Origin of the sequence: Actinoplanes sp. CA-131856 (genome assembly GCF_050956135.1) — a bacterium.
Lineage (GTDB): Bacteria > Actinomycetota > Actinomycetes > Mycobacteriales > Micromonosporaceae > Actinoplanes.
This window is the reverse complement of record NZ_CP191849.1, coordinates 651,119-671,248: the sequence shown is the minus strand read 5'-3', so window position 1 is coordinate 671,248 and position 20,130 is coordinate 651,119. Positions and strand designations below refer to the sequence as shown.

The window sequence follows — 20,130 nt, the reverse complement described above, 5'->3', positions numbered from 1 at the left end:
AGGCGCGGAAGGAGCGACACGGCGCGGGAAGGCGCGGGGACGCGCTGAGCGAAGCGGGCTCAGCCGGCCAGGAGCTGGTCGACGGGGGCGTAGTCGTCGGTCAGGACGCGGGCGTTGTCGACGAAAGCGTCCAAGGCGGCACCGGCCAGCACGGTCACCGGCTCTTTGGCCTGGAGGGGCAGGCGGGAGCGGACCTCGTCTAGCGGCAGCTCGCTCTTCGAGGCCATGATGACGAAGTTCGAACCTTTCCTGCCGTCCAGGGCGTCCTGCGGCGCGATCACCGCCACGTGGGGGAACGCCGCCGCCACCGTGGCGATCTCGGCTCGGATGAATCTGTTCGGCGGGTAGTCGATCACGTTCTGGACGTAGACGCCGGACGGCTTCGTGACCCGGGCGATGTCCTGCGCCATCTCCTTCGTCGCCAGGTGCCATGGCACCACCAGGTAGCCGAACGCGTCCCCGATCACGAAGTCGTACGCCGCCGTCTCCTGCTCGGCCACCGCCACCCTCGCGTCGCCCACCTTCACCCGCAGGTCGGGGCCGGTCACCAGGCCCAGCTTCTCCCGGTCGAGGTCGACCAGCCCGCCGTCGAGCTCGGCCACCAGCTGGTCGCTGCCGGGACGCGTCTCCTTCAGGTACGCCGGCATCGTGAACCCGCCCCCACCGATGTGCAGCGCGTTCACCGGGCCCGGCGGCAGCACGTCGGCCACCGACGCGATCCACTGGATGTATTCGAACTCCAGGTGCTTCGGGTTGTTCAGATCGACGTACGAGTGCCGGGCCGAGTTCAGGATCAGCGTCCGCCCGGCCGGCTTCGCCGGGTCCGTCTCGACCGTCGCGCAGTGATAGGCCGTCTCCACGTCGCACGGGTTCGGTGACGACACTCCCAGCCCCGCCCCCACCAGGCCCACCGTCACGAGCGCGGCCCGGACCTTCGGCTTGACCGGGACCGCGGCGCGCAGCCACCACCACAGCGCCCCGCCCGCGACCGCCAGCAGCACGGCCAGGATCAGCACGATCCACGACGACGGCACCGCCGCCACGAAGATGAAGCCGGTGGCCAGGGTGGCCGTGATCGCGCCCAGGGTGCCGATGCTGGACAGCCGTCCGACCACCGACCCGGTGCGGTTGAGGTCGCTGAGCTGGAGCTTCACCACCAGCGGGCTGACCGCCGACAGGATGAAGGCGGGCAGGAACACCGCCAGGGCGGCCAGCAGCAGCACCGCCGGGGCCGCGCCGCCGCGCAGCAGTTCGCCGCCGTAGCGGACCAGTGGCAGGGTCACCGCCGTGCCGGTCGCGCCCAGCAGCAGGGCGGGCGCGAGCAGCGAGCGGGGGTCGTAGCGGTCGGCGAGGCGGCCGCCCAGCCACGTGCCGTACGCGATGGCGGCCAAGGCGACCCCGATGACGGAGCTGCTGACCTGGAGGGTCACGCCCACATAGGGACCGACCAGCCGCAGCGCGACGATCTCGAGGACGAGCACGGCTCCGCTGGAGCCGAAGACCAGGGCGGTGGCGAGACCGGACGGCAGGGCGCGCGGTGGGTTTCCCATCAGCCGGATGTTATCCGGGCCACGATCAGAGCATGGAGAGGTGCACGTGGTTCGTGTGGACCACCGAGGGTCCGCCGCTCGCGCTGTAGCTCTTCCACCCGGTGCCGGGCATCCAGATCTGGCGGTACCAGATCACGTACATCACGCCGAGCTCGTCGGCGTTCTTGATGAAGTACGACGCGAGCCGGTCCCCGTACGCCTTGTCACCGCCCGTGGCGGCCGAGTTTTTGAACGTGGACGCGTTGGACGAGAAGTCGCAGGCGCGGCCCTTGGGGTGTTCGCCCGAGGAGCGCTGACTCCAGCACACCGTGTAGCGGGTGAAGCCGGCCAAGCGGGCTTCCTTGTACGCGTGGAGCGTGCGCGGCGTGAGGCAGCCCGAGCTCGACGGGTCCTTGACCGAACAGGACTCGTCCGGCCAGGAGCCGTCGGAGTTGCGCGGGGCCGGCTGGGCGGCCGGTGAACTGGCCGAGACGAAGCCGCCCGAGCTGGCGCCGCCGCCGACGCTGGCCAGCGCGCGCTGGGCCTCTTTCTTCTTCTTGGTCAGCGCCGCGACCTGCTTGGTCTGCTCGACGACCTCTTTGTCGATGGCCGCCTTGGCCGCTTTCGCCTTGGTCAGCGAGTCGCGATATTGGTTGAGGATCTGGCTGTCGAGCTGGGCCATCATGTCGAGGCGCTCGATGCGCTCCAGGAAGACGTCGGGCGAGCTGCTGTCGAGCAGCATCGACATCGTGCTGGGCCGGCCGAGCCGGTAGGACCGGCTGGCGATCTCGGAGACCTGGCCTTCCATGCCCTTGGCCCGTGCCTCCGACTGCTTGACCGTGGCCTGGAGCTGGGTCTGGCGCTTCTTCGAGGCGTTCAGTTTCTGGATCGCGGTGGCCTGGCCCTTGGCGGCAGACTCGAGCGCACTGCGCAGGGTCTTGCTGTCACCCTCGTCGGGATCGGCTTGCGCCGCGCTCGGCACGGTCAGCACCAGGACGACCGCTGCCATGAGCAGGGCGAGCCCAGCGCTGATCCGGCGCAGGAAAACCGCCGCCACGGATACCTCCCCTATCGTCAGCGCGGGGAACTTTACCGTGCTGCGCAAGGGATCGGCAGATCGATCAAGTAGCCGAGTAACCACCGTCGACGAAGAGTGTCTGGCCCGTCACGGCGACGGCAGCATCGCTGGCCAGAAAGACGGCACATGCCCCGAAATCATCCGGTACGCCGTTTCTACCGATCATGGTGCGGGCGGCGTGTTTGGCCACCGTGGCCGGGTCGGCGAAGACCGGTTCGGTCAGTGGAGTGTGGACGACGCCGGGGGCGATCGCGTTGACACAGACGCCGCGCGGCGACCACGCCTCGGCCTGCGACCGGGTCAGCCCGACCAGTCCAGCCTTGGCCGCCCCGTAGGCGCCGCTGTTGCCGTACGCCCGGAATGCCTGTTGCGACACCACATTGATGATTCGTCCCCAGCCGCGCGCGGCCATCTGCGGGCCGAAGGCCTGCCCGAGCAGGAAGGGCGCGGTCAGGTTGGCCGCGAGCGTCAGATCCCAGTCGTCCTCGCTCAGCGCATCCATCGGCGGGCGCCGGTTGACCGCCGCCGAGTTCACCAGCACGTCGGGGGACCCGTACGTCTCGATGATCTGGGAAGCGACCGCCGTGACCGCCTCCCGCACCGCGAGATCGGCCGAGATCGCGTGCCCCTCGGCGCCGAACGAGCGCAGCTCGGCGACGACCTCGTCCATGAGCTCGGCGCGGCGGGCGATGATGATCACGCGCGCGCCCGCCCGCCCGAGCGCGACCGCCATGGCCCGGCCGATGCCCGAGCTTCCCCCGGTCACCACGGCCGTGCGGCCTTCCAGGCCAAAGACGCTTTCGAGGTACGTCGACACGCGCGCCCCTAAAGGATCGACGGATCGGGGAACAACGTATCGCGGACGGTGTGCCACACGTCGTCGTTGGGCGCCACGAGCATGCCGCGCTCGCTGTCGGTGGGCTTGTATGGCGTGCCGTCGAGGTGCAGCACGGTGCCGCCGGCCTCCCGGACGATCAACGAGCCGGGCACGTGGTCCCAGGGCAGGATCCGCCAGAAGAGCACGAACTGCTGCTCGTCGAGGGCCAGCGCCGGATATTCGTAGCCGGCACAGTGATGACCGTTGGTCACCTCGCCGAACACATGCGTGTGGGCGTCGGCGACGTCGCGCAGGTGCTGGGGCAGGTAGTGACGCGCGAGTATGCCGCGCATCGCCGCCGTGCCCGGATCGTCGGTGCGGGTCTTCACCCGGACGCCGTCGCGGTAGGCACCGGAGCCGGCCTCGGCCAGCGTCAGATGGTCACCGACCACGTCGAGGATCCACGACGCCGTCGGCTCGCCGTCGCGGACCAGCGCCACCATCACGCAGAACGGCGTCTTGCCGGCCGCGAAGTTGTTCGTCCCGTCGACCGGGTCGACGATCCAGACGTCACCGCCGTCGCTCAGCCGGTCGAGCACGCGCGGGTCGGCCGCGACCGCCTCCTCACCGACCACAGTCGAGCCGGGCAGCAGCGCGGTGAGCCCGCGGGTCAGCGCCTTCTCGGACTCCTGGTCGGCGATGGTGACGAGGTCGCCAGGGGCCTTCTGCTTGATCTCGTCGTCGGCCAGGTGGCGGAAACGCGGCAGCACCTCGGTCGCCGCGACCTCGCGGATGAGATCGGCGACCTGGTCAAGCACGCGGCGGCAGCTTCACGACGCTGACGAAGAACTCGTCGATCTGCCGGATCACCGCGATGAACCGCTCGAAGTCGACCGGCTTGGTCACGTACGCGTTCGCGTGCAGCTGGTAGCTGCGCAGGATGTCCTCGTCGGCGGCCGACGTGGTGAGCACGACGACCGGGATGCGGCCCAGCTCGGGATCTTTCTTGATCTCCTCGAGCACCTCGCGGCCGTCCCGCTTGGGCAGGTTGAGGTCGAGCAGGATGAGGTCGGGGCGCACCGAGTTGGCGTACTCACCCTCGCGGCGCAGATAGGCCAGAGCCTGCGCGCCGTCGGAGACGACGTTGAGCCGGTTGCGGACCTTGTGCTCCTCGAACGCCTCCTGCGTCATCAGCACGTCGCCCGGATCGTCCTCGACCAGCAGCACCTCGATGGGGGTGCCGTCCGCGCGAACAGCGCCTGTCATGCCGTGACCTCTTTCCGCGTCTCCTGCGCCGGGACCTCGGGCGCGTCGTCGTCAGTTCCCGGCAGCACCGGAAGCGTGAAGTAGATCGACGTGCCTTCCTCGACCTCGAGGTCCAGCCAGATCCGTCCGCCATGATATTCGACGATCTTCTTGACGATCGCCAGTCCGATGCCGGTGCCCTCGTACGCGTCCCGGGCGTGCAGGCGCTGGAAGATCACGAAGACCTTGTCGGCGAACTCGGCCTCGATGCCGATGCCGTTGTCCCGGACGTTGATCCGCCACTCCTTGCCCTCCCGCTCGGCGCTCACCTTGATCACCGGCGGCACGTCGGGGCGGCGGAACTTGAGCGAGTTGCCGATCAGGTTGACGAAGAGCGTGGTGAGCAGCGGCTCCTCGCCCTCGACGGTCGGCAGGTCGGTCCAGACGATCTCGGCGTCCTCGCCGGCCCGGGCCTCCAGCTGCGATTTCACCTCGGGCAGGACCCGGCCCAGGTCGACGTCGGTGAAGCCCGCGGTGAGGCGGCCGATGCGCGAGAAGGCGAGCAGGTCGTTGATCAGGCGCTGCATGCGCTGGGCGCCGTCGACCGCGAAGGCGATGTACTGGTCGGCGCGCTCGTCGAGCTGGCCCGAGTAGCGGCGCTGGAGCAGCTGGCAGAAGCTGGCCACCTTGCGCAGCGGCTCCTGGAGGTCGTGCGAGGCGACGTACGCGAACTGCTCCAGATCGCGGTTGGAGCGGGTCAGCTCCTCGGCCTGGATCTTGAGCTGATCGTTGATCCACTCGATCTGGGTGCGCGCCTCGCGGACCTCGGCCAGCTCGGCCGCGATCTTCTGCCGCATGCCGTCCACGTCGTCGGCCAGGCTGGCCAGCTCGGGCGAGCCGGTGCTGACGATGTGCTTGTCGTAGTCGCCGTCGGCCACCTGCCGGACCTGGCCCGCCAGCTCCACCACGGGCCGGGTGACCAGGCGGTCGAGCAGCAGCAGGAGCGCGGCGCCGGCCAGGATGATGATGGCCGCGGCGGCGATCTGGATCGCCACCATGCTCTGGCTCGAGTCCTTGGCCGCGGTGGCCGACCTCTGCCGCAGCACCTGGATGTCGTCCTGCATCAGGGCGATCGACTTGCGCAGCTCGTCGAACTGGGTGGTCGAGGCCGCGTTGATCTTCTCCTGGCCCGCGTCGGCGCCGCCGGTCTCGATGGCCTGGATGACCGGGGTGGCGACCTGGCTGTGCCAGACCGCGGCCCGCTCCTGCACGACCTGCAACGACTCGCGGATGGCGGTGTCGTCGGGATGCAGATAGCCCTCGAGGCGAGCGATCAGCCGCGTCTCGTCGGCTACGCCCGTCGTGTACGGCTCCAGGTTGTCCTTGTCACCGGTGATCGCGTAACCCCGGATGCCGGTCTCCTGGTCGACGTACGCCGTGTTCAGCGCCTCGCCGGCCGCGCGCATCGGACTGGCCCGGTTGAGCACGTCGTCGAGCTGGCGGTTGTTCGAGGTCGCGGTGATCGCGGCCAGGACGGCCAGCCCGGACAGCAGGATGCCGACCGCGATGCAGAGGGCGACGACCCGGCGCCGCAACGTCCAGGTACGCACGCTCAAGACGTTCACCGCCCACTCCCCTGCGAGATCAGCAGCATGGCCACGTCGTCGGCCAGCGGTCCGCCGTTGGCCTGCTCGGCCCGGCCCACCAGCCAGGCCGGAAGCGCGGGCAGCGGCACCGCCCGGGCCGCTTCCTCGCCGAGCAGGCCGCACAGGCCCTCCACGTCGAGCCGCTCGTTACCGGCGCCGGTGTGGCCCTCGATCAGGCCGTCGGTGTACATCAGCAAGGACCAGTCATCTCCGGAGAACTCGATCTCGGTCGCGGGCGTCGGCCGGGGGCTCACCCCGAGCACGATGCCGGTGCGGGCGTCGACCGGGACGGCCCGGCCACCCGAGAGCAGCACCGGCGGCGGATGGCCGGCCAGCCGCACCACAGCCTTGTTGCGGGAGAGGTCGAGCGTCACCGCGGCACAGGTGGCGAAGACCTCGCGGGCCCGCCGCTCGCTCATCAGCACCTGCTCCAGCGAGGCCAGAATCTGATCGTCCGGCACGCCGGCCAGCACGAGCGCCCGCCAGGCGACCCGGAGCTCGACGCCGAGGGCGGCCTCGTCGACACCGTGGCCGCAGACATCACCCACGATCACCTGAAGCTTGTCGTCGCCGACCTGCACGACGTCGAAGAAGTCGCCACCGAGCAGGCCCATGGCCCGCCCGGAGCGGTAGAAGGTGTGCACCGACACCTGGTCGGTGGACATCAGCGGCTGGGGCAGCAGACCGCGCTCGAGACGGGCCGACTCGGCCTGGCGCAGCTCGACCTCGCGCAGCCGCTGCGCGTTCTCGTCGGCCCGCTTGCGCTCGACCGCGTAGCGCAGCGCGCGGGTCAGCAGCACGCCGTCGACCTGGCCCTTGACCAGGTAGTCCTGGGCGCCCTCGGCCACCGAGGCGACACCCAGGTGCTCGTCCGAGCGGCCGGTGAGCACGCAGACCGCGGCGCTGCCGGCCACGGCCAGGAGCTTGCGCAGGCCGTCGATGCCCTCGGCGTCGGGCAGCCCCAGGTCGAGCAGCACGCACTGGACGCCGCCGAGCATGCCGCGGGCCTCGCGCAGGCTGGTCGCCACCCGCAGATCGAACGGGGCCTCGGCCTCGTCCAGCAGCTCACGCACCAGGAAGGCGTCGCCCTCGTCGTCCTCGACCAGCAGGATGCGCAGGCGCTCCTGGGGGACGGGACTGCTGGTGCGGGCGCGCGGCGCGACGGACCGCTCAGTCATGCCCCACCCCGATCGTTCCCTCCCCGCGCCGACCCGCTGATCGTGTACCACCGGATGGCCGGGCACAACACCGAGGAGGTCTCACATGGCCTCCTCGGCCGCCACGCGCCGGGCGTGGTGGGCGATGACCTCACCAAGGATGCCATGGAGCCGGCCGCACTCCCGGCAGTGCAGATTCTCGTCGAGCGAGCGGCTGCCGCACTCGACGCAGGTGCCCCGGTCGTCGGGATCGCGATAGGCCTCGAGCGCCCGGCACATGGCGCGGATCACGTGGTCGCCGACCGTGAAGGTGGCCTCGCCGAGCGCGGTGCGCACGCCGACCACGGCGACCGGCGCGGCCCCCGGCTGGGGGTCATAGGGTGCGACCCGGTCGATGAACTCCGCGACGACGGCGGCGGGGTCGAACGGCGTGCTCACCCCGTCAACGCTAGGCCACGCCCGAAAAGATCTTCCGACTACCCGCTGCCCGGTACAGGCGCTTAGATGTCCTCCATGCGCGCACCAGCCCTCGCCGACCCCGCCCGCCGGGCATCGGCCGCCGTGATCGCGATCGTCGTGTTCGTGCTGGCCGGCTTCGCGGCGGCACGCGCGGTGCGGCCGCCCGAGGCGCGGCCGGCCTCGGCGCCGGCCGGGGAGTTCAGCGCGGGCCGGGCGTTTCAGCAGGTCGAGGCGATCGCCACCCGGCCCCACCCGGTCGGCAGCGCCGCTCAGGACGAGGTGCGCGAGCATCTGCTGACCACCCTGCGGGGCCTCGGGCTCTCGCCCGAGGTGCAGGACACGGTCTCGGTGCAGGGTGCCGGGCTCTCCTCCAGCGCGGGTGGCACGAGCTTCGCCCATGTCCGCAACGTGGTCGCGGTGATACCGGGCACGGCCTCCACGGGACGGCTGTTCCTGGTCGCGCACTACGACTCGGTGCAGACCGGGCCGGGCGGCAACGACGACGCCGCCGGCACCTCGGCCGTCCTCGAGACCGCGCGGGCCCTGCTGGCCGGCCCGCGCCCGCGCAACGACGTCGTGCTCGTGCTGACCGACGGCGAGGAGGCCTGCCTGTGCGGGGCCAAGGCGTTCGTCGATCAGCATCCGCTGGCCCGCGACGGCGGCATCGTGCTCAACCTCGAGGCCCGCGGCAGCTCCGGCCCGGCGATCATGTTCGAGACCACCGACCGGAACAGCCGGCTGGTCGACGTCTACGGCTCGGCGCCGCGCCCGGTCGGCACGTCGTTCGCGGTCGAGATCTACCGCCTCATGCCGAACGACACCGACTTCACCGCGTTCAAGGACGCCGGCTTCGCCGGTCTGAACGCGGCCTACATCGACGGCGCCGCCATCTATCACGCACCGACCGACGTGCCCGGCGTGATGGACAAGGACAGCCTCCAGCATCACGGCGACAACACCCTCGCCCTCGCCCGCGAGCTGGGCGATCGTGATCTGACGAAGCTCAGCAGCGGCCAGGACGCCACCTACTTCCCGGTGCCGGGACTGCTCGTGCGCTATCCCGGCGCGCTGGTCTGGCCGCTGGCCGTGCTGGCGCTGCTCGCGGTGGCCGCCCTGGCCTGGCTGGCCCGCCGCCGCGCTCTGATCACCGGGCGCCGACTCGTGGCCTCGGCCGGGCTCACGCTGATCCCGCTGCTGCTGGCGCCGGTGATGGCCCAGGTCCTATGGTGGCTGCTCACGCTGGTCCGGCCCGGTTACGCCGAGCTGCCCATCGATCCGTACCGGCCGGGCTGGTACCGGCTGGCCGTCGTGGCCCTCACCGCGGCCGTGCTGTTCGCCTGGTTCGCCCTGTTCCGCCGCAAGGTCGGCCCGGCCGCGCTCGCTATCGCCGGGCTGGCCTGGCTGGCCGTGCTCGGCGTGGCGCTGGCCGCGGTCACCCCCGGCGGCTCCTATCTGGCCGCGCTGCCCGCCCTGGCCGGGGCGGTCGCGGGGCTGGTCGCCATTCACGCCCGGCCCTGGCTCCAGGTGCTCGCGGTCACCGCGGGCGGGGTCGTCGCGGTGGTGATCCTGCTGCCCACGGTGGTCATGCTCTTCCCGGCCCTCGGCCTCCAGCTGGGCGCGGCCGGCGCGTTCCTCACCGTCCTGCTCGGTCTGGCCCTGCTGCCCGTGATCGACCTGATCCATCCCGTTCCCGGCGGCCGCCGGGGCGTGGAGGCGGCACGCGACCGGCGGCTCGGGGCGCTGCCCACCGCGGCCGCCGTCCTGGCCGCGATCGTCTTCACCGTGGTGGGCCTCTCGGTCGACCGGTTCGACGCCGAGCATCCGGCGCCGACCCAGCTCATGTACGCGATGGACGCCGACACCGGCACCGCCCGGTGGATCAGCGACGAGCCGAGGACGCAGGACTGGACCGGCCAGTACGTCTCGGGAGATCTTCACCGCGTCGACGACACGCTGCCGGCGTTCGGGGCCGAGGAGGTCCGCACCGGCGAGGCCCAGCCGGCTTCCCTGCCCGCCCCGAAACTCACCCTCATCAGTGACACCCGCTCGGGCGACACGCGGACGGTGCAGGTGCATCTCGAGCCGCAGCGCGCCGTCCGCCTGGTCACCCTGCACGTGGTGGCCGGGAGTCCGGTCGCCGCGGCCACCGTCGAGGGCCACACCATTCCGGTCGACAAGCCGGCCGCCGGCAGCCCGTGGGGTTTCGGTTTCGCCTTCCACGCCCCGCCCGCCGGCGGCATCGACGTGACGCTGACCGTGCGCGCCCCGGGCCCGATCAAGTTCCGGGCCATGGACGGCAGCGACGGCCTCACCGCTCTGCCCGGCTTCCGGCCGCGCCCGGCCGACGTCGGCGCCGTCGGCTCACACACCAGTGAGCTGCTCGCAGTGGCGAAGACCTATACGTTGTGACCATGAGGATCGCGCCGTCCGGGGTGGAGAACATCGCTGAGCTGCGTGCGGTCTACACCGAGGCGTTCCAGGAGGCCTGGGCGGACGACACGCTGCCCGTGCTGATGGGGTTACGCCTGAACCAGAACTAGCGGCCCCGGCCGCGACGGCCGGTGGGCGCGTCGTGGCGGAAGTGCACGAAAAGCCGGCCCCAGTTGTCGCCGTCCTTCTCCACCCGGTGGTAGAGCTGCTTGATCTCTTTCTGGTCGAGGAAGCGGAGCACTTTCTTCTTCAGCGCCCCGCTCCCCTTGCCCGGGATGATCTCGACCATGGCGGCCTTCTTCTGGATGGCCTCGTCGATCACGCCGCGCAGCGCGCGGTCGATCTCGGTGCCCTTGTTGAAGATGTCGTGCAGGTCGAGCTTCAGCTTCACGTCGAAGATCCTATTTCTCGGGGTCGGACTTGCCGAGCCACTCCTCGACCCGGTGCACGGCCTCGGAGTAGTCGGTGTGCTGCTTCATCGCGGCGGCCAGCCGCAGGTGGGGCAGGGCCTCACGAAAGCGGCCGGCCCTCTCCAGGGTCCGGCCGAGCACGTGGTGCGCGTAGTGATCCGATGGATCATGCTCCACGAGCTCTCTGAGCTGCTTCTCCGCCCCGTTCAGCTGGGCCGAGTTGAAATAGGCCCGGGCGAGCAGGAGACGTACGGCCGAATTGTGCGGCTCCGCCTCGACTATCGGCTCGAGCAGGCGCGCGGCCCCGAGCGGGTCGCCGGACTCGAAGTAGAAGGTCGCCTTGCGGTAGTCCTCCAGAAGATCCACGTCCCACGCTCCTCTGCCCACGCGCCTGTCTCAACGCTTGCACAACACAGCGCGAACAGCGAGTGTTCCGATGATCCAAGCTTCCCGACAAATCGCCGCATACAGCAACCCAGCCGTCAGACAATGCCTGCGTGGGGGACTTTCCGAGTCAGTTCGTGTCCGCGCCGGCCCGTCCACGATTCGGGCGACTCAAGGCGGCCGTCGTGGGGGTCTTCGCGATCTCGCTGTGCCTGCTGCTGGCCGGCGGGACGTCGACGCCGGCGGTGAACTCGCCCGCATTCCTGATCTCCGGGATGCGCGAGATCCCCTCACCGCCGTCGGGCACCTCGTGGGCGCCGGCCCCGCGTGAGGCCGACGGCCTGCGCATGGTCGCCAGCTCGGACGGACAGTCCTTCCAGCTGCACACCGCGGGCGGCGACCGCACCTTCCTGCCCGGCGTCGACCTGAGCGACACCACCCCGGGCCACCTGCCCGGCGAGCCGGCCATCTCGGCCGCGCAATATCGGGCCTGGTTCGCGGCCATGGGCTGGCTCGGCATCCGGGTGGTCCGCATCTACAAGATCCACCCGCCCGCCTTCTACGAGCAGCTGGCCGCCTACAACCAGGACAACCCGGAGCGGCCGCTCTATCTGGTGCAGGGCGTGTCGATGACCGACGAGTCGTACATCGGCAAGAAGAACCTCTTCGACGCCCGGGTGACCACGACGTTCCGGCAGGAGCTGGAGGCCGCGGCCCAGGCCGTCTCGGGTGACTTCAGCCGCTCGACCCGCCCCGGGCGGCCCGGCGGCGTCTGGAACACCGACGTCACGCCGTGGCTGACCGGCTGGATCATCGGCGCCGAGCTCGACCCGCGCGCCGGCGCCGCCTCCGATCAGCGCAACGCCTCGGTGAAGCGGTACGCCGGCAAGTACTTCCGGAACACGCCGAAGTCGACGCCGACCGAGCGCTGGTTCGCGGCCCGGATGGACGAGCTGGCCGGATACGTGGCCAAGAAGGGCGTCAGCCAGCCGATCGCCTTCGTCAACTGGGCCACCACCGATCCGCTGCGGCACCCGGCCGAGCCGCTCGACCAGGAGGATCTGCTCCAGATCGACGCCAACCACGTGCTGCCGACGGCGGACTGGCCGGCCGGCACGTTCGCCAGCTACCACGCGTACCCGTACTATCCGGACTTTCTGCGCTACGAGCCCGATCTCAACAATTTCGAGTACGACGGGCAGGCCGATCCCTACGCGGGATATGTGACAGCGCTGCGCAAGCACCACTCCACGATGCCGACCATGATCACCGAGTTCGGCGTGCCGTCCTCGATCGGCTCGGCGCACAGCGGGCCGCTGGGCCGCTCGCAGGGCGACCACAGCGAGCAGGAGGCCATGCGGATCAGCGCCGACCTGCTGCGGATGATGAAGAACCAGGGCCTCGCGGGCGGGTTCCTGTTCGGCTGGATGGACGAGTGGTACCGCTACACCTGGAACACCGTCGGGCACCAGGACGGGCAGCGCCGCAAGCTGTGGCACGACCCGCTCACCAACGAGCAGCACTTCGGGGTACTCGCGATGGATCCGGCGGGCGCGCGCGACGCGGCCGAGCAGCAGCTGCTCGACAGCGGCGACGCCTGGCCGGCGCGCGAGGTCAAGGCCACGACCGACGAGGCGTACGTCACCCTGGACGTCAAGCTCGCGAAATCGCCGCCCGGGTCGATGATCGTCGGATTCGACGTGCTGGACGGCGTCACCGGGCCGCCGATGGCCGGCAGCACCGACCGGCGGCCGGACGCGGTCTTCGCGCTCAACCTGATCGGCCACACCGGGCAGGCCTATCTGCGCGACCAGCTCGACCCGCTCAAGCTGGACTTCGCCGTGCCGGAGTCGGCGCGCGGGCCGGCGCCGGAGGGCTGGAAGCCGTTCGAGCTGATCACCAACCGGGCCCACACCGTGCCGACGACCAAGGCCAAGCAGCCGGTCGAGCTCCAGAACGCCGGGCTGCTCGTGCACGGCAGCTGGGACCCGTCGGACGACGAGGCCGACAGCCGGGCGCTGTGGCACCTCGACGACGACCGCCTGACCATTCGCGTGCCGTGGGCAATGCTCGGTTTCGCCGACCCGTCCACGCGCCGTGTCGCCGTGCCCAAGAACGGGAAGCTGACCCTCGAGGCCAGCCCGGGGGTGACCGTCTCACTGACGGCGTCCGGCACCGAGCAGGCGATCGGGCAGGTCAAGTGGCCGAACTGGAACCGGCCGAACTACACGGAGCGGTTGAAGCAGGGCGCGTCGCGTCTGCGCGACGCCGCGCTGTCGGCGACCAGCGGCTGACCAGCAGCATCGAGGAGCCGCCGGCGATCAGCAGGGCGCCGATCGCCACGAGCAGGAGCGTGGTGTCGCCGGCCGTGCGCCGGGGCGGATAGCCGGCGCCCCAGCAGTAGACCTCGCCCTTCTCGGTGAGGGCGCAGGTGCTGTCCCCGTCGGCCACGAGCTGGACGACCCGCTGGTGGAGCCCGACCTCGACGAGCTGGTCGTCGGAGGCCGACGCGGGCGCCGCCGACAGGGTGAGCGCCGCGGCGACGGCCAAGATCACAAGTATCCGTCGCATGCAACCATTATGGGCGTTTTATACGCTTTCGGGGGTCTTCGACACACCTCGGCCGGCCGCCGCCACCTCGGCCAGCACCGGGGTGGCGGTGATCGTGTCGGCCGCGGTCACCGTGGCGTAGCCGGCCACCTCGCTCGCGGCGTACCGTGTGGTGCCGAGCGTGGTCGGCCCGAAGGCCGCGGTCAGGGCGAGAGCCGCGCCGAGCGCAAGAAATCCGGTGCGCCGCTGCCATCCGAAGTGCTTCGTCGTCTGCGTCATGAAGACCACGATCTAGGCGTACGGTGTCTGCCCGCTGTGCGAAATTTATGCAGTTCCTGTGGGTCCGGGTCACAGGTGGTACACAGGAACGGGAAAGCTAGCGCAAAGCGTGGCCCGCAAAAGTAGGGGCATGACGATGGCGAACGCAGATTCCAGCACCGAGCTCCGGCGGCCCGACGGAAGCCCCGTCCGGGTTCTCGTGGTCGACGACGAGCCGACCTTGGCCGAGCTGCTATCGATGGCGCTGCGCTACGAGGGCTGGGACGTCAAGAGCGCCGGCGACGGGCTCTCGGCCGTCCGGACCGCTCGCGACTTCCGGCCCGACGCCGTCGTCCTCGACATGATGCTGCCCGACATCGACGGGCTCGAGGTGCTGCGCCGGCTGCGCGGCGAGTCGCCCGAGGTGCCGGTGCTGTTCCTGACGGCCAAGGACGCGGTCGAGGACCGCATCACCGGGCTGACGGCCGGCGGCGACGACTACGTCACCAAGCCGTTCAGCCTGGAAGAGGTGGTGGCCCGGCTGCGTGGGCTGATGCGGCGGATGGGGCACTCGCCCATGCGTACGGACTCGCAATTGATCGTCGGTGATCTCTCGCTGGACGAGGACAGCCACGAGGTGCGCCGGGGCGGCGACCTGATCACGCTGACCGCCACCGAGTTCGAGCTGCTGCGCTACCTCATGCGCAACCCGCGGCGGGTGCTGAGCAAGAGCCAGATCCTCGACCGGGTCTGGAACTACGACTTCGGCGGCCAGGCCAACGTGGTCGAGCTCTACATCTCCTACCTCCGGAAGAAGATCGACGCGGGCCGTACGCCGATGATCCACACGATGCGCGGAGCCGGCTATGTCCTCAAGCCCGCGGACTGAACATCCGGCCCGCTGGCGCAGTCCGCGCGGCTGGCCGCTGCGCACCCGGATCGTCGCCATCATCATCACGCTGCTCACGATCCTGGGCCTCGCGGTCGGCACCACGGCCTACGTCTTCCTGCACGACACCCTGTACAGCCAGATCGACGAAAAGCTGGACGGGGTCAGCAACCCGTTCCGTGCCGGGGGCGGTGGCAACCGACCCGATGTCGACCCGTCGAAGTTCTACAGCAAGCCGTTCGGCGGCCAGGAGACCGGCTCCATCACGATCTACTACAACGCCGACGGCTTCATCGACGGCGGCAAGATCGTGCCAGTCACCACCGACGGGAGCCCGGAGACCGACTTCAAGACGCTGAGCGACGAGGCCAACGCCGAGCTCATGACCGTCGCTCTGGGCGAGAAGGTCGACATCGACGTCGACGGCACGGGCTCATACCGTGCTACCGCCACCCAAGAGCCGAACGGCGTCATCCGGGTCACCGCCCTGTCTCTCGCCAACGTCAACGCGACGCTTCTGCGGATCGCGCTGGTCACCGCCGGGGCCATTCTCATAGCGATCGGTGTGGCCGGATGGGCGGGTGCGTTCATCGTCAGACGTACCCTCGCTCCGCTCGACCGCGTGGCCGCCACGGCGACCAAGGTCTCCGAGCTCAAGCTCGACCGCGGTCAGGTCGAGCTGGCCCAGCGCGTTCCCGAGCAGGACACCGACCCGCGCACCGAGGTGGGGCAGGTCGGCGCCGCGCTCAACCAGATGCTCGACCATGTCGGCAACGCGCTGGAGGCGCGGCACGCCAGCGAGATGCAGGTACGCCAGTTCGTCGCCGACGCCAGCCACGAGCTGCGCACGCCGCTGGCCGCCATCCGCGGCTACGCCGAGCTCAGCCGTCGCAGCCGCGCCCCGATCTCGGAGGAGATCGCGCACGTGCTCAACCGTGTCGAGTCCGAGGCCAAGCGGATGACGCTGCTGGTCGAGGATCTGCTGCTGCTGGCCCGGCTCGACGCCGGCCGCCCGCTCGCGCACGATCCGGTCGACCTGACCATGCTCGTGGTCGACACGGTCAGCGACGCCCACGCCGCCGGCCCGGGGCACTACTGGCAGCTCGACCTGCCCGAGGAGCCGGTCATCGTCTACGGCGACGGCGCCCGCCTGCACCAGGTGCTGGCCAATCTGCTGGCCAATGCCCGCACGCACACGCCCGAGGGCACGGCCGTCACCGTGTCCGTCACCACCATGCCGAACGCGGCCGTCATCCACGTGATCGACAGCGGGCCCGGCATCCCGTCCGAGCTGCAGCCGCACATCTTCGAGCGGTTCGCCCGCGGCGACAGCTCCCGCTCGCGCGCCGCCGGCAGCACCGGGCTGGGCCTGTCGATCGTGCACGCGGTCGTCACCGCCCACCGGGGCAAAGTCGCTGTGCAGAGCGAGCCCGGCCGTACGGTGTTCAGCGTCATGCTCCCGTATGACACGCCCCAGCCCGCCGTCCCACCAGCTGAGCAGCAGTTGGCCCAGCTCCCCCACTGACGCGCTATGCTGACCGACGTGTCTCGCTGGTATTCGTGGTTTAGTGGGCCGGCTCCCGCCGGTGCCTCAGCCATGCACCGATCTTGCAAGGACTGAGACACCACGCCAGAGCCGGCCCGGGCAGCGACTTGATGTCGCTGCCTTTTTGTTTGCCGCCGGCTCGCTCCTGGGCCGGCCCCCGCTTCCGCCCGCCTAGGAGAGACCATGACTGCCCCCGAGGTTCAGCGCGTCCGCGACCAGCGCATCGAAAAGGTCGTCCCGCTGATGAGCCCGGCCCTGCTGCATCACGAGCTGCCGCTGACCCCCGCCTTGCACGACACCGTGCTGGCCGGCCGCAAGCAGGTCGAGGACGTGCTCAACCACCGAGATCCGCGTCTGCTGGTCGTGGTCGGCCCGTGCTCGGTGCACGACCCGGTCGCGGCCGGCGAATACGCGTCGCTCCTGGAGAAGGAGGCCGAGCGGCTCAGCGACGACCTGCTGATCGTGATGCGTGTCTACTTCGAGAAGCCGCGCTCCACGGTCGGCTGGAAGGGCCTGATCAACGACCCGGCCCTGGACGGCACGGGCGACGTCGGCACCGGCCTGCGGATCGCCCGGCGGCTGCTGCTGGAGATCGTGGGCCGCGGCCTGCCGACCGCGGTGGAGTTCCTCGACCCGATCACCCCGCAGTACTACGCGGACACCGTGGCCTGGGGCGCGATCGGCGCCCGTACTGTCGAATCGCAGGTCCACCGGCAGCTCGCGTCCGGCCTGTCCATGCCGATCGGCATGAAGAACCGCCCCGACGGCAGTATCGCCACGGCGATCGAGGCCATCCAGGCGGCCGAGGTGCCGCACGTCTTCCCCGGCATCGACTACTCGGGCACGCCGGCCATCCTGCACACGACCGGTAACCCGGACACCCACCTGGTGCTGCGCGGCGGCGGCGGAAAGCCGAACTACAGCGCGGCCGATGTCGCTCATTCCTTGGAGCTGCTCCGCAAGGCCGGCCTGCCCGAGCGTCTGGTGATCGACTGCTCGCACGGCAACAGCGGCAAGGACCACCTGCGCCAGCCGCTCGTGGCCGACGACGTGGCCGCGCAGATGGAGGCCGGCCAGCGCGGGATCAGCGGCGTGATGCTGGAGAGCTTCCTGGTGCCGGGCCGCCAGAACCTGGGCGGCGACTTGACGTACGGCCAGTCGGTCACCGACGCGTGCATGGGCTGGGAGCCCACGGTCGGCGTGCTGGAGCGCCTCGCGGTCGCCTCCGCGAAGCGCCGGGCCGCCTGACTCACAGCGGGCCGGCCCGCCTCCCTTCCCCTCCCATCCCCTTCCGCGAACTCACAGCGGGCTTACAGGAACGACATATGGGCGCGACAGGGGCAGCGTCGACAGTGGCGAGGTATTGATCCTCCTTCCGTGGAGAGCCTCGATGACTTCGACGTTGCCCATCCCGCCGACGGTGGCGCCGGATCCACCGCAGCCCGCTGTTGTTCCGCCGCCGAGATCACGGTGGCAGCGGCTCTACCTGGGCCCGAACGGCGACCCGATCTGGGCCCGGCCCTCCCTGCTCGGCCTGTTGCTGGTCACCGGCGTCCTCTACATCTGGGGCCTCGGCAAGAACGGCTGGGCCAACGCGTTCTACTCGGCCGCCGTGCAGGCCGGCACGAAGAGCTGGGAGGCGTTCTTCTTCGGCTCCTCCGACGCCGCCAACTCGATCACCGTCGACAAGACGCCCGGATCGCTGTGGTTCATGGAGATCTCGGCGCGGATCTTCGGCGTGAACTCGTGGAGCATCCTGGTCCCGCAGGCCCTCATGGGCGTGGCCAGCGTGGCGCTGGTCTACGCCACGGTGAAACGCTGGTACGGACCGGCGGCGGGCCTGATCGGCGGCGCCGTGCTCGCCTTCACCCCGATCGCGGCGCTGATGTTCCGCTTCAACAACCCCGACGCCATGCTTGTGCTCTGCATGGTGGCCGGCGCGTACGCGACAGTGCGGGCCATCGAGAACGGCTCCACGAAGTGGCTGATGCTCGCGGGCGTCTTCGTCGGCTTCGGCTTCCTGGCCAAGATGCTCCAGGCGCTGCTGGTGGTCCCGGCGTACGGCCTGGCCTATCTGATCGCCGGTCCGCCCAAGCTCGGCAAGCGGATCTGGCAGCTGCTGGCCGCGGTCGGCGCGCTGGTCGTCTCGGCCGGCTGGTACATCGCGATCGTCGAGCTGGTGCCGGCCTCGCACCGGCCGTTCATCGGCGGCTCGCAGAACAACAGCATCCTCGAGCTGGCGCTCGGCTACAACGGCCTCGGCCGCCTCAACGGTGACGAGACCGGCAGTGTCGGCGGCGGCGGTGGCGGCATGGGCGGCGGGATGTGGGGCGAGACCGGCATCCTGCGCATGTTCGACAGCTCGCAGGGCGGTCAGATCTCCTGGCTGTTGCCGGCGGCGCTGATCGTGCTGGTGGCCGGCCTGGTCATCACGGCCCGGCGCCCGCGCACCGACCGGCAGCGGGCCGGCCTCATCGTGTGGGGCACCTGGCTGCTGGTCACCGGCCTGGTCTTCAGCTTCATGCAGGGCATCTTCCACGCCTACTACACGGTCGCCCTGGCGCCGGCGGTCGGCGCGGTCGTCGGCATGGGCGCGGCGCTGCTCTGGAAGCACCGGTCGAACGCGCTCGCGACGATCACGCTGGCGGCGACGGTCGCGGTGAGCGCCTGGTGGTCCTTCCACCTGCTGTCGCGCAGCGCCGACTTCCTGCCCTGGCTGCGGTGGGTGGTCCTGGTCGGCGGTCTGGCCGGTGCGGTGGCGCTGCTCGCGGCCCTGCGCCTGCCGGCCCGGATCGCCGCTCTGGCGGCAGGGGTCTCCCTGGCCGCGGTGCTGGCGGGTCCGGCGGCGTACGCGGTGCAGACCGCTTCGACCGCACACACGGGTTCGATCCCGTCCGCGGGCCCGTCCACCGGCGGTTTCGGTGGCTTCGGGGGCGGCGGCCGCGGTGGCCGTGGTGGTTTCCCCGGCGGTGGCGGTCAGGGTGGTTTCCCGGGCGGCGGCGGTTTCCCCGGCGGACAAAACGGCAACGGCACTGGTGGTACGGCTAATGGCGGCACCCAGGGCGGCTTCCCTGGCTTCCCAGGCGGCGCTGGTTTCGGCGGCCAGAACGGCACCGGCAACGGCGGCACTCAGGGCGGCACCAACAACGGCGGCACTCAGGGCGGCACCAACAACGGCGGCAGTCAGGGTGGCACCAACAATGGCGGCACTCAAGGTGGCACCGGCAACGGTGGCGGTCAGGGTGGCTTTCCCGGCGGCAACGGTGGCGGCGGGATGCGCGGCGGCGGTGGTGGCATGGGCGGTCTGCTCGACGCCGCTACGGTCAGCGACGAGATGAAGGCGCTGCTCGAGGCGGACGCCGACAAGTACACCTGGGTCGCGGCGGCGGTCGGCTCGCAGAGCGCCTCCGGATATCAGCTTGCCACCGGCGACCCGGTGATGGCGGTCGGCGGCTTCAACGGCACCGATCCCTCCCCCACACTGGCCCAGTTCCAGCAGTACGTGGCCGAAGGAAAGATCCACTACTTCATCGGCGGCGGCGGTTTCGGTGGCCGTGGCGGCTCCAGCGGGAGCAATTACGCGTCGCAGATCGCCGAATGGGTCGCGGCCAACTACACGGCCAAGACCGTGGGCAGCACGACGGTCTACGACCTGACCCAGCCCACCACCTCGACCACAGCCTGATTCACCCCCGGAAAAACGGGCGGCTCCCTCGTGGGGAGCCGCCCGTT

At 70.4% G+C, this 20,130-nt stretch carries 19 protein-coding genes; 7 read left to right on the top strand and 12 right to left on the bottom strand.

The window, feature by feature from the left end; translation table 11 throughout:
* Positions 1-59 precede the first annotated feature (59 nt).
* From ACQP2X_RS03195 to ACQP2X_RS03160, 8 genes are all read right to left on the bottom strand, one after another.
* The gene (locus ACQP2X_RS03195; protein WP_498694243.1) at positions 60-1,550 is read right to left on the bottom strand and encodes a fused MFS/spermidine synthase; all 1,491 of its coding nucleotides are present in this window, start codon (positions 1,548-1,550) and stop codon (positions 60-62) included.
* A gap of 25 nt (positions 1,551-1,575) precedes the next feature.
* A complete protein-coding gene (locus ACQP2X_RS03190) occupies positions 1,576-2,538 on the bottom strand; it encodes a coiled-coil domain-containing protein (protein ID WP_498700785.1) in 963 nt (320 codons plus the stop codon).
* 112 nt (positions 2,539-2,650) lie between these two features.
* Entirely contained in the window at positions 2,651-3,424 is a 774-nt protein-coding gene (locus tag ACQP2X_RS03185) for an SDR family NAD(P)-dependent oxidoreductase (protein ID WP_498694241.1), read from the bottom strand.
* Between the two features lie 8 nt (positions 3,425-3,432).
* The gene (locus tag ACQP2X_RS03180) at positions 3,433-4,242 is read right to left on the bottom strand and encodes an inositol monophosphatase family protein (protein WP_498694240.1); all 810 of its coding nucleotides are present in this window, start codon (positions 4,240-4,242) and stop codon (positions 3,433-3,435) included.
* The gene (locus ACQP2X_RS03175) at positions 4,235-4,690 is read right to left on the bottom strand and encodes a response regulator (RefSeq protein ID WP_498694238.1); all 456 of its coding nucleotides are present in this window, start codon (positions 4,688-4,690) and stop codon (positions 4,235-4,237) included. The genes ACQP2X_RS03180 and ACQP2X_RS03175 overlap by 8 nt, the downstream gene beginning before the upstream one ends.
* Complete coding sequence (locus ACQP2X_RS03170) at positions 4,687-6,285, bottom strand: sensor histidine kinase (protein WP_498700784.1); 1,599 nt, start codon at positions 6,283-6,285, stop codon at positions 4,687-4,689. The genes ACQP2X_RS03175 and ACQP2X_RS03170 overlap by 4 nt, the downstream gene beginning before the upstream one ends.
* Before the next feature lie 5 nt (positions 6,286-6,290).
* Complete coding sequence (locus ACQP2X_RS03165; protein ID WP_498694236.1) at positions 6,291-7,493, bottom strand: PP2C family protein-serine/threonine phosphatase; 1,203 nt, start codon at positions 7,491-7,493, stop codon at positions 6,291-6,293.
* Positions 7,494-7,574: 81 nt separating this feature from the next.
* Complete coding sequence (locus tag ACQP2X_RS03160; protein ID WP_498694235.1) at positions 7,575-7,910, bottom strand: hypothetical protein; 336 nt, start codon at positions 7,908-7,910, stop codon at positions 7,575-7,577.
* Between the two features lie 75 nt (positions 7,911-7,985).
* Between ACQP2X_RS03160 and ACQP2X_RS03155 the strand changes: the two genes are divergently transcribed.
* Both ACQP2X_RS03155 and ACQP2X_RS03150 read left to right on the top strand, forming a co-directional pair.
* Positions 7,986-10,340 carry a M28 family peptidase gene (locus ACQP2X_RS03155; RefSeq protein WP_498694234.1) on the top strand — a complete coding sequence of 785 codons (2,355 nt, stop codon included), beginning with the start codon at positions 7,986-7,988 and terminating at the stop codon, positions 10,338-10,340.
* 2 nt (positions 10,341-10,342) lie between these two features.
* A complete protein-coding gene (locus ACQP2X_RS03150; RefSeq protein ID WP_498694232.1) occupies positions 10,343-10,471 on the top strand; it encodes a hypothetical protein in 129 nt (42 codons plus the stop codon).
* Here ACQP2X_RS03150 and ACQP2X_RS03145 read toward each other — a convergent pair.
* Positions 10,468-10,752 carry a Smr/MutS family protein gene (locus ACQP2X_RS03145; RefSeq protein ID WP_364663048.1) on the bottom strand — a complete coding sequence of 95 codons (285 nt, stop codon included), beginning with the start codon at positions 10,750-10,752 and terminating at the stop codon, positions 10,468-10,470. The genes ACQP2X_RS03150 and ACQP2X_RS03145 overlap by 4 nt on opposite strands.
* A 10-nt stretch (positions 10,753-10,762) precedes the next feature.
* Positions 10,763-11,137, bottom strand: a complete 375-nt coding sequence (locus ACQP2X_RS03140) for a tetratricopeptide repeat protein (RefSeq protein WP_498656888.1) — start codon at positions 11,135-11,137, stop codon at positions 10,763-10,765.
* Positions 11,138-11,268: 131 nt separating this feature from the next.
* Here ACQP2X_RS03140 and ACQP2X_RS03135 point away from each other — a divergent pair, with 131 nt between their 5' ends.
* Positions 11,269-13,449, top strand: coding sequence for a hypothetical protein (locus ACQP2X_RS03135; RefSeq protein ID WP_498694231.1), 2,181 nt, complete (start codon positions 11,269-11,271; stop codon positions 13,447-13,449).
* Here the strand turns inward: ACQP2X_RS03135 and ACQP2X_RS03130 are convergent.
* Positions 13,352-13,726, bottom strand: coding sequence for an RCC1-like domain-containing protein (locus ACQP2X_RS03130; RefSeq protein ID WP_498694230.1), 375 nt, complete (start codon positions 13,724-13,726; stop codon positions 13,352-13,354). The genes ACQP2X_RS03135 and ACQP2X_RS03130 overlap by 98 nt on opposite strands.
* 18 nt (positions 13,727-13,744) lie before the next feature.
* Complete coding sequence (locus ACQP2X_RS03125) at positions 13,745-13,984, bottom strand: hypothetical protein (protein WP_498694229.1); 240 nt, start codon at positions 13,982-13,984, stop codon at positions 13,745-13,747.
* Positions 13,985-14,114: 130 nt separating this feature from the next.
* On the opposite strand from ACQP2X_RS03125, the gene ACQP2X_RS03120 reads away from it, so the two are divergent.
* The 4 genes from ACQP2X_RS03120 to ACQP2X_RS03105 all read left to right on the top strand — a co-directional run bounded on the left by ACQP2X_RS03120 (position 14,115) and on the right by ACQP2X_RS03105 (position 20,083).
* Entirely contained in the window at positions 14,115-14,852 is a 738-nt protein-coding gene (locus tag ACQP2X_RS03120) for a response regulator transcription factor (RefSeq protein WP_498694228.1), read from the top strand.
* A complete protein-coding gene (locus ACQP2X_RS03115; protein WP_498694227.1) occupies positions 14,830-16,377 on the top strand; it encodes a sensor histidine kinase in 1,548 nt (515 codons plus the stop codon). The genes ACQP2X_RS03120 and ACQP2X_RS03115 overlap by 23 nt, the downstream gene beginning before the upstream one ends.
* 204 nt (positions 16,378-16,581) lie before the next feature.
* Positions 16,582-17,646: a 3-deoxy-7-phosphoheptulonate synthase gene (locus ACQP2X_RS03110; RefSeq protein WP_498694225.1), complete on the top strand. Its 1,065-nt coding sequence runs from the start codon at positions 16,582-16,584 to the stop codon at positions 17,644-17,646.
* Between the two features lie 142 nt (positions 17,647-17,788).
* Entirely contained in the window at positions 17,789-20,083 is a 2,295-nt protein-coding gene (locus tag ACQP2X_RS03105) for a glycosyltransferase family 39 protein (protein ID WP_498694224.1), read from the top strand.
* Positions 20,084-20,130: the final 47 nt, after the last annotated feature.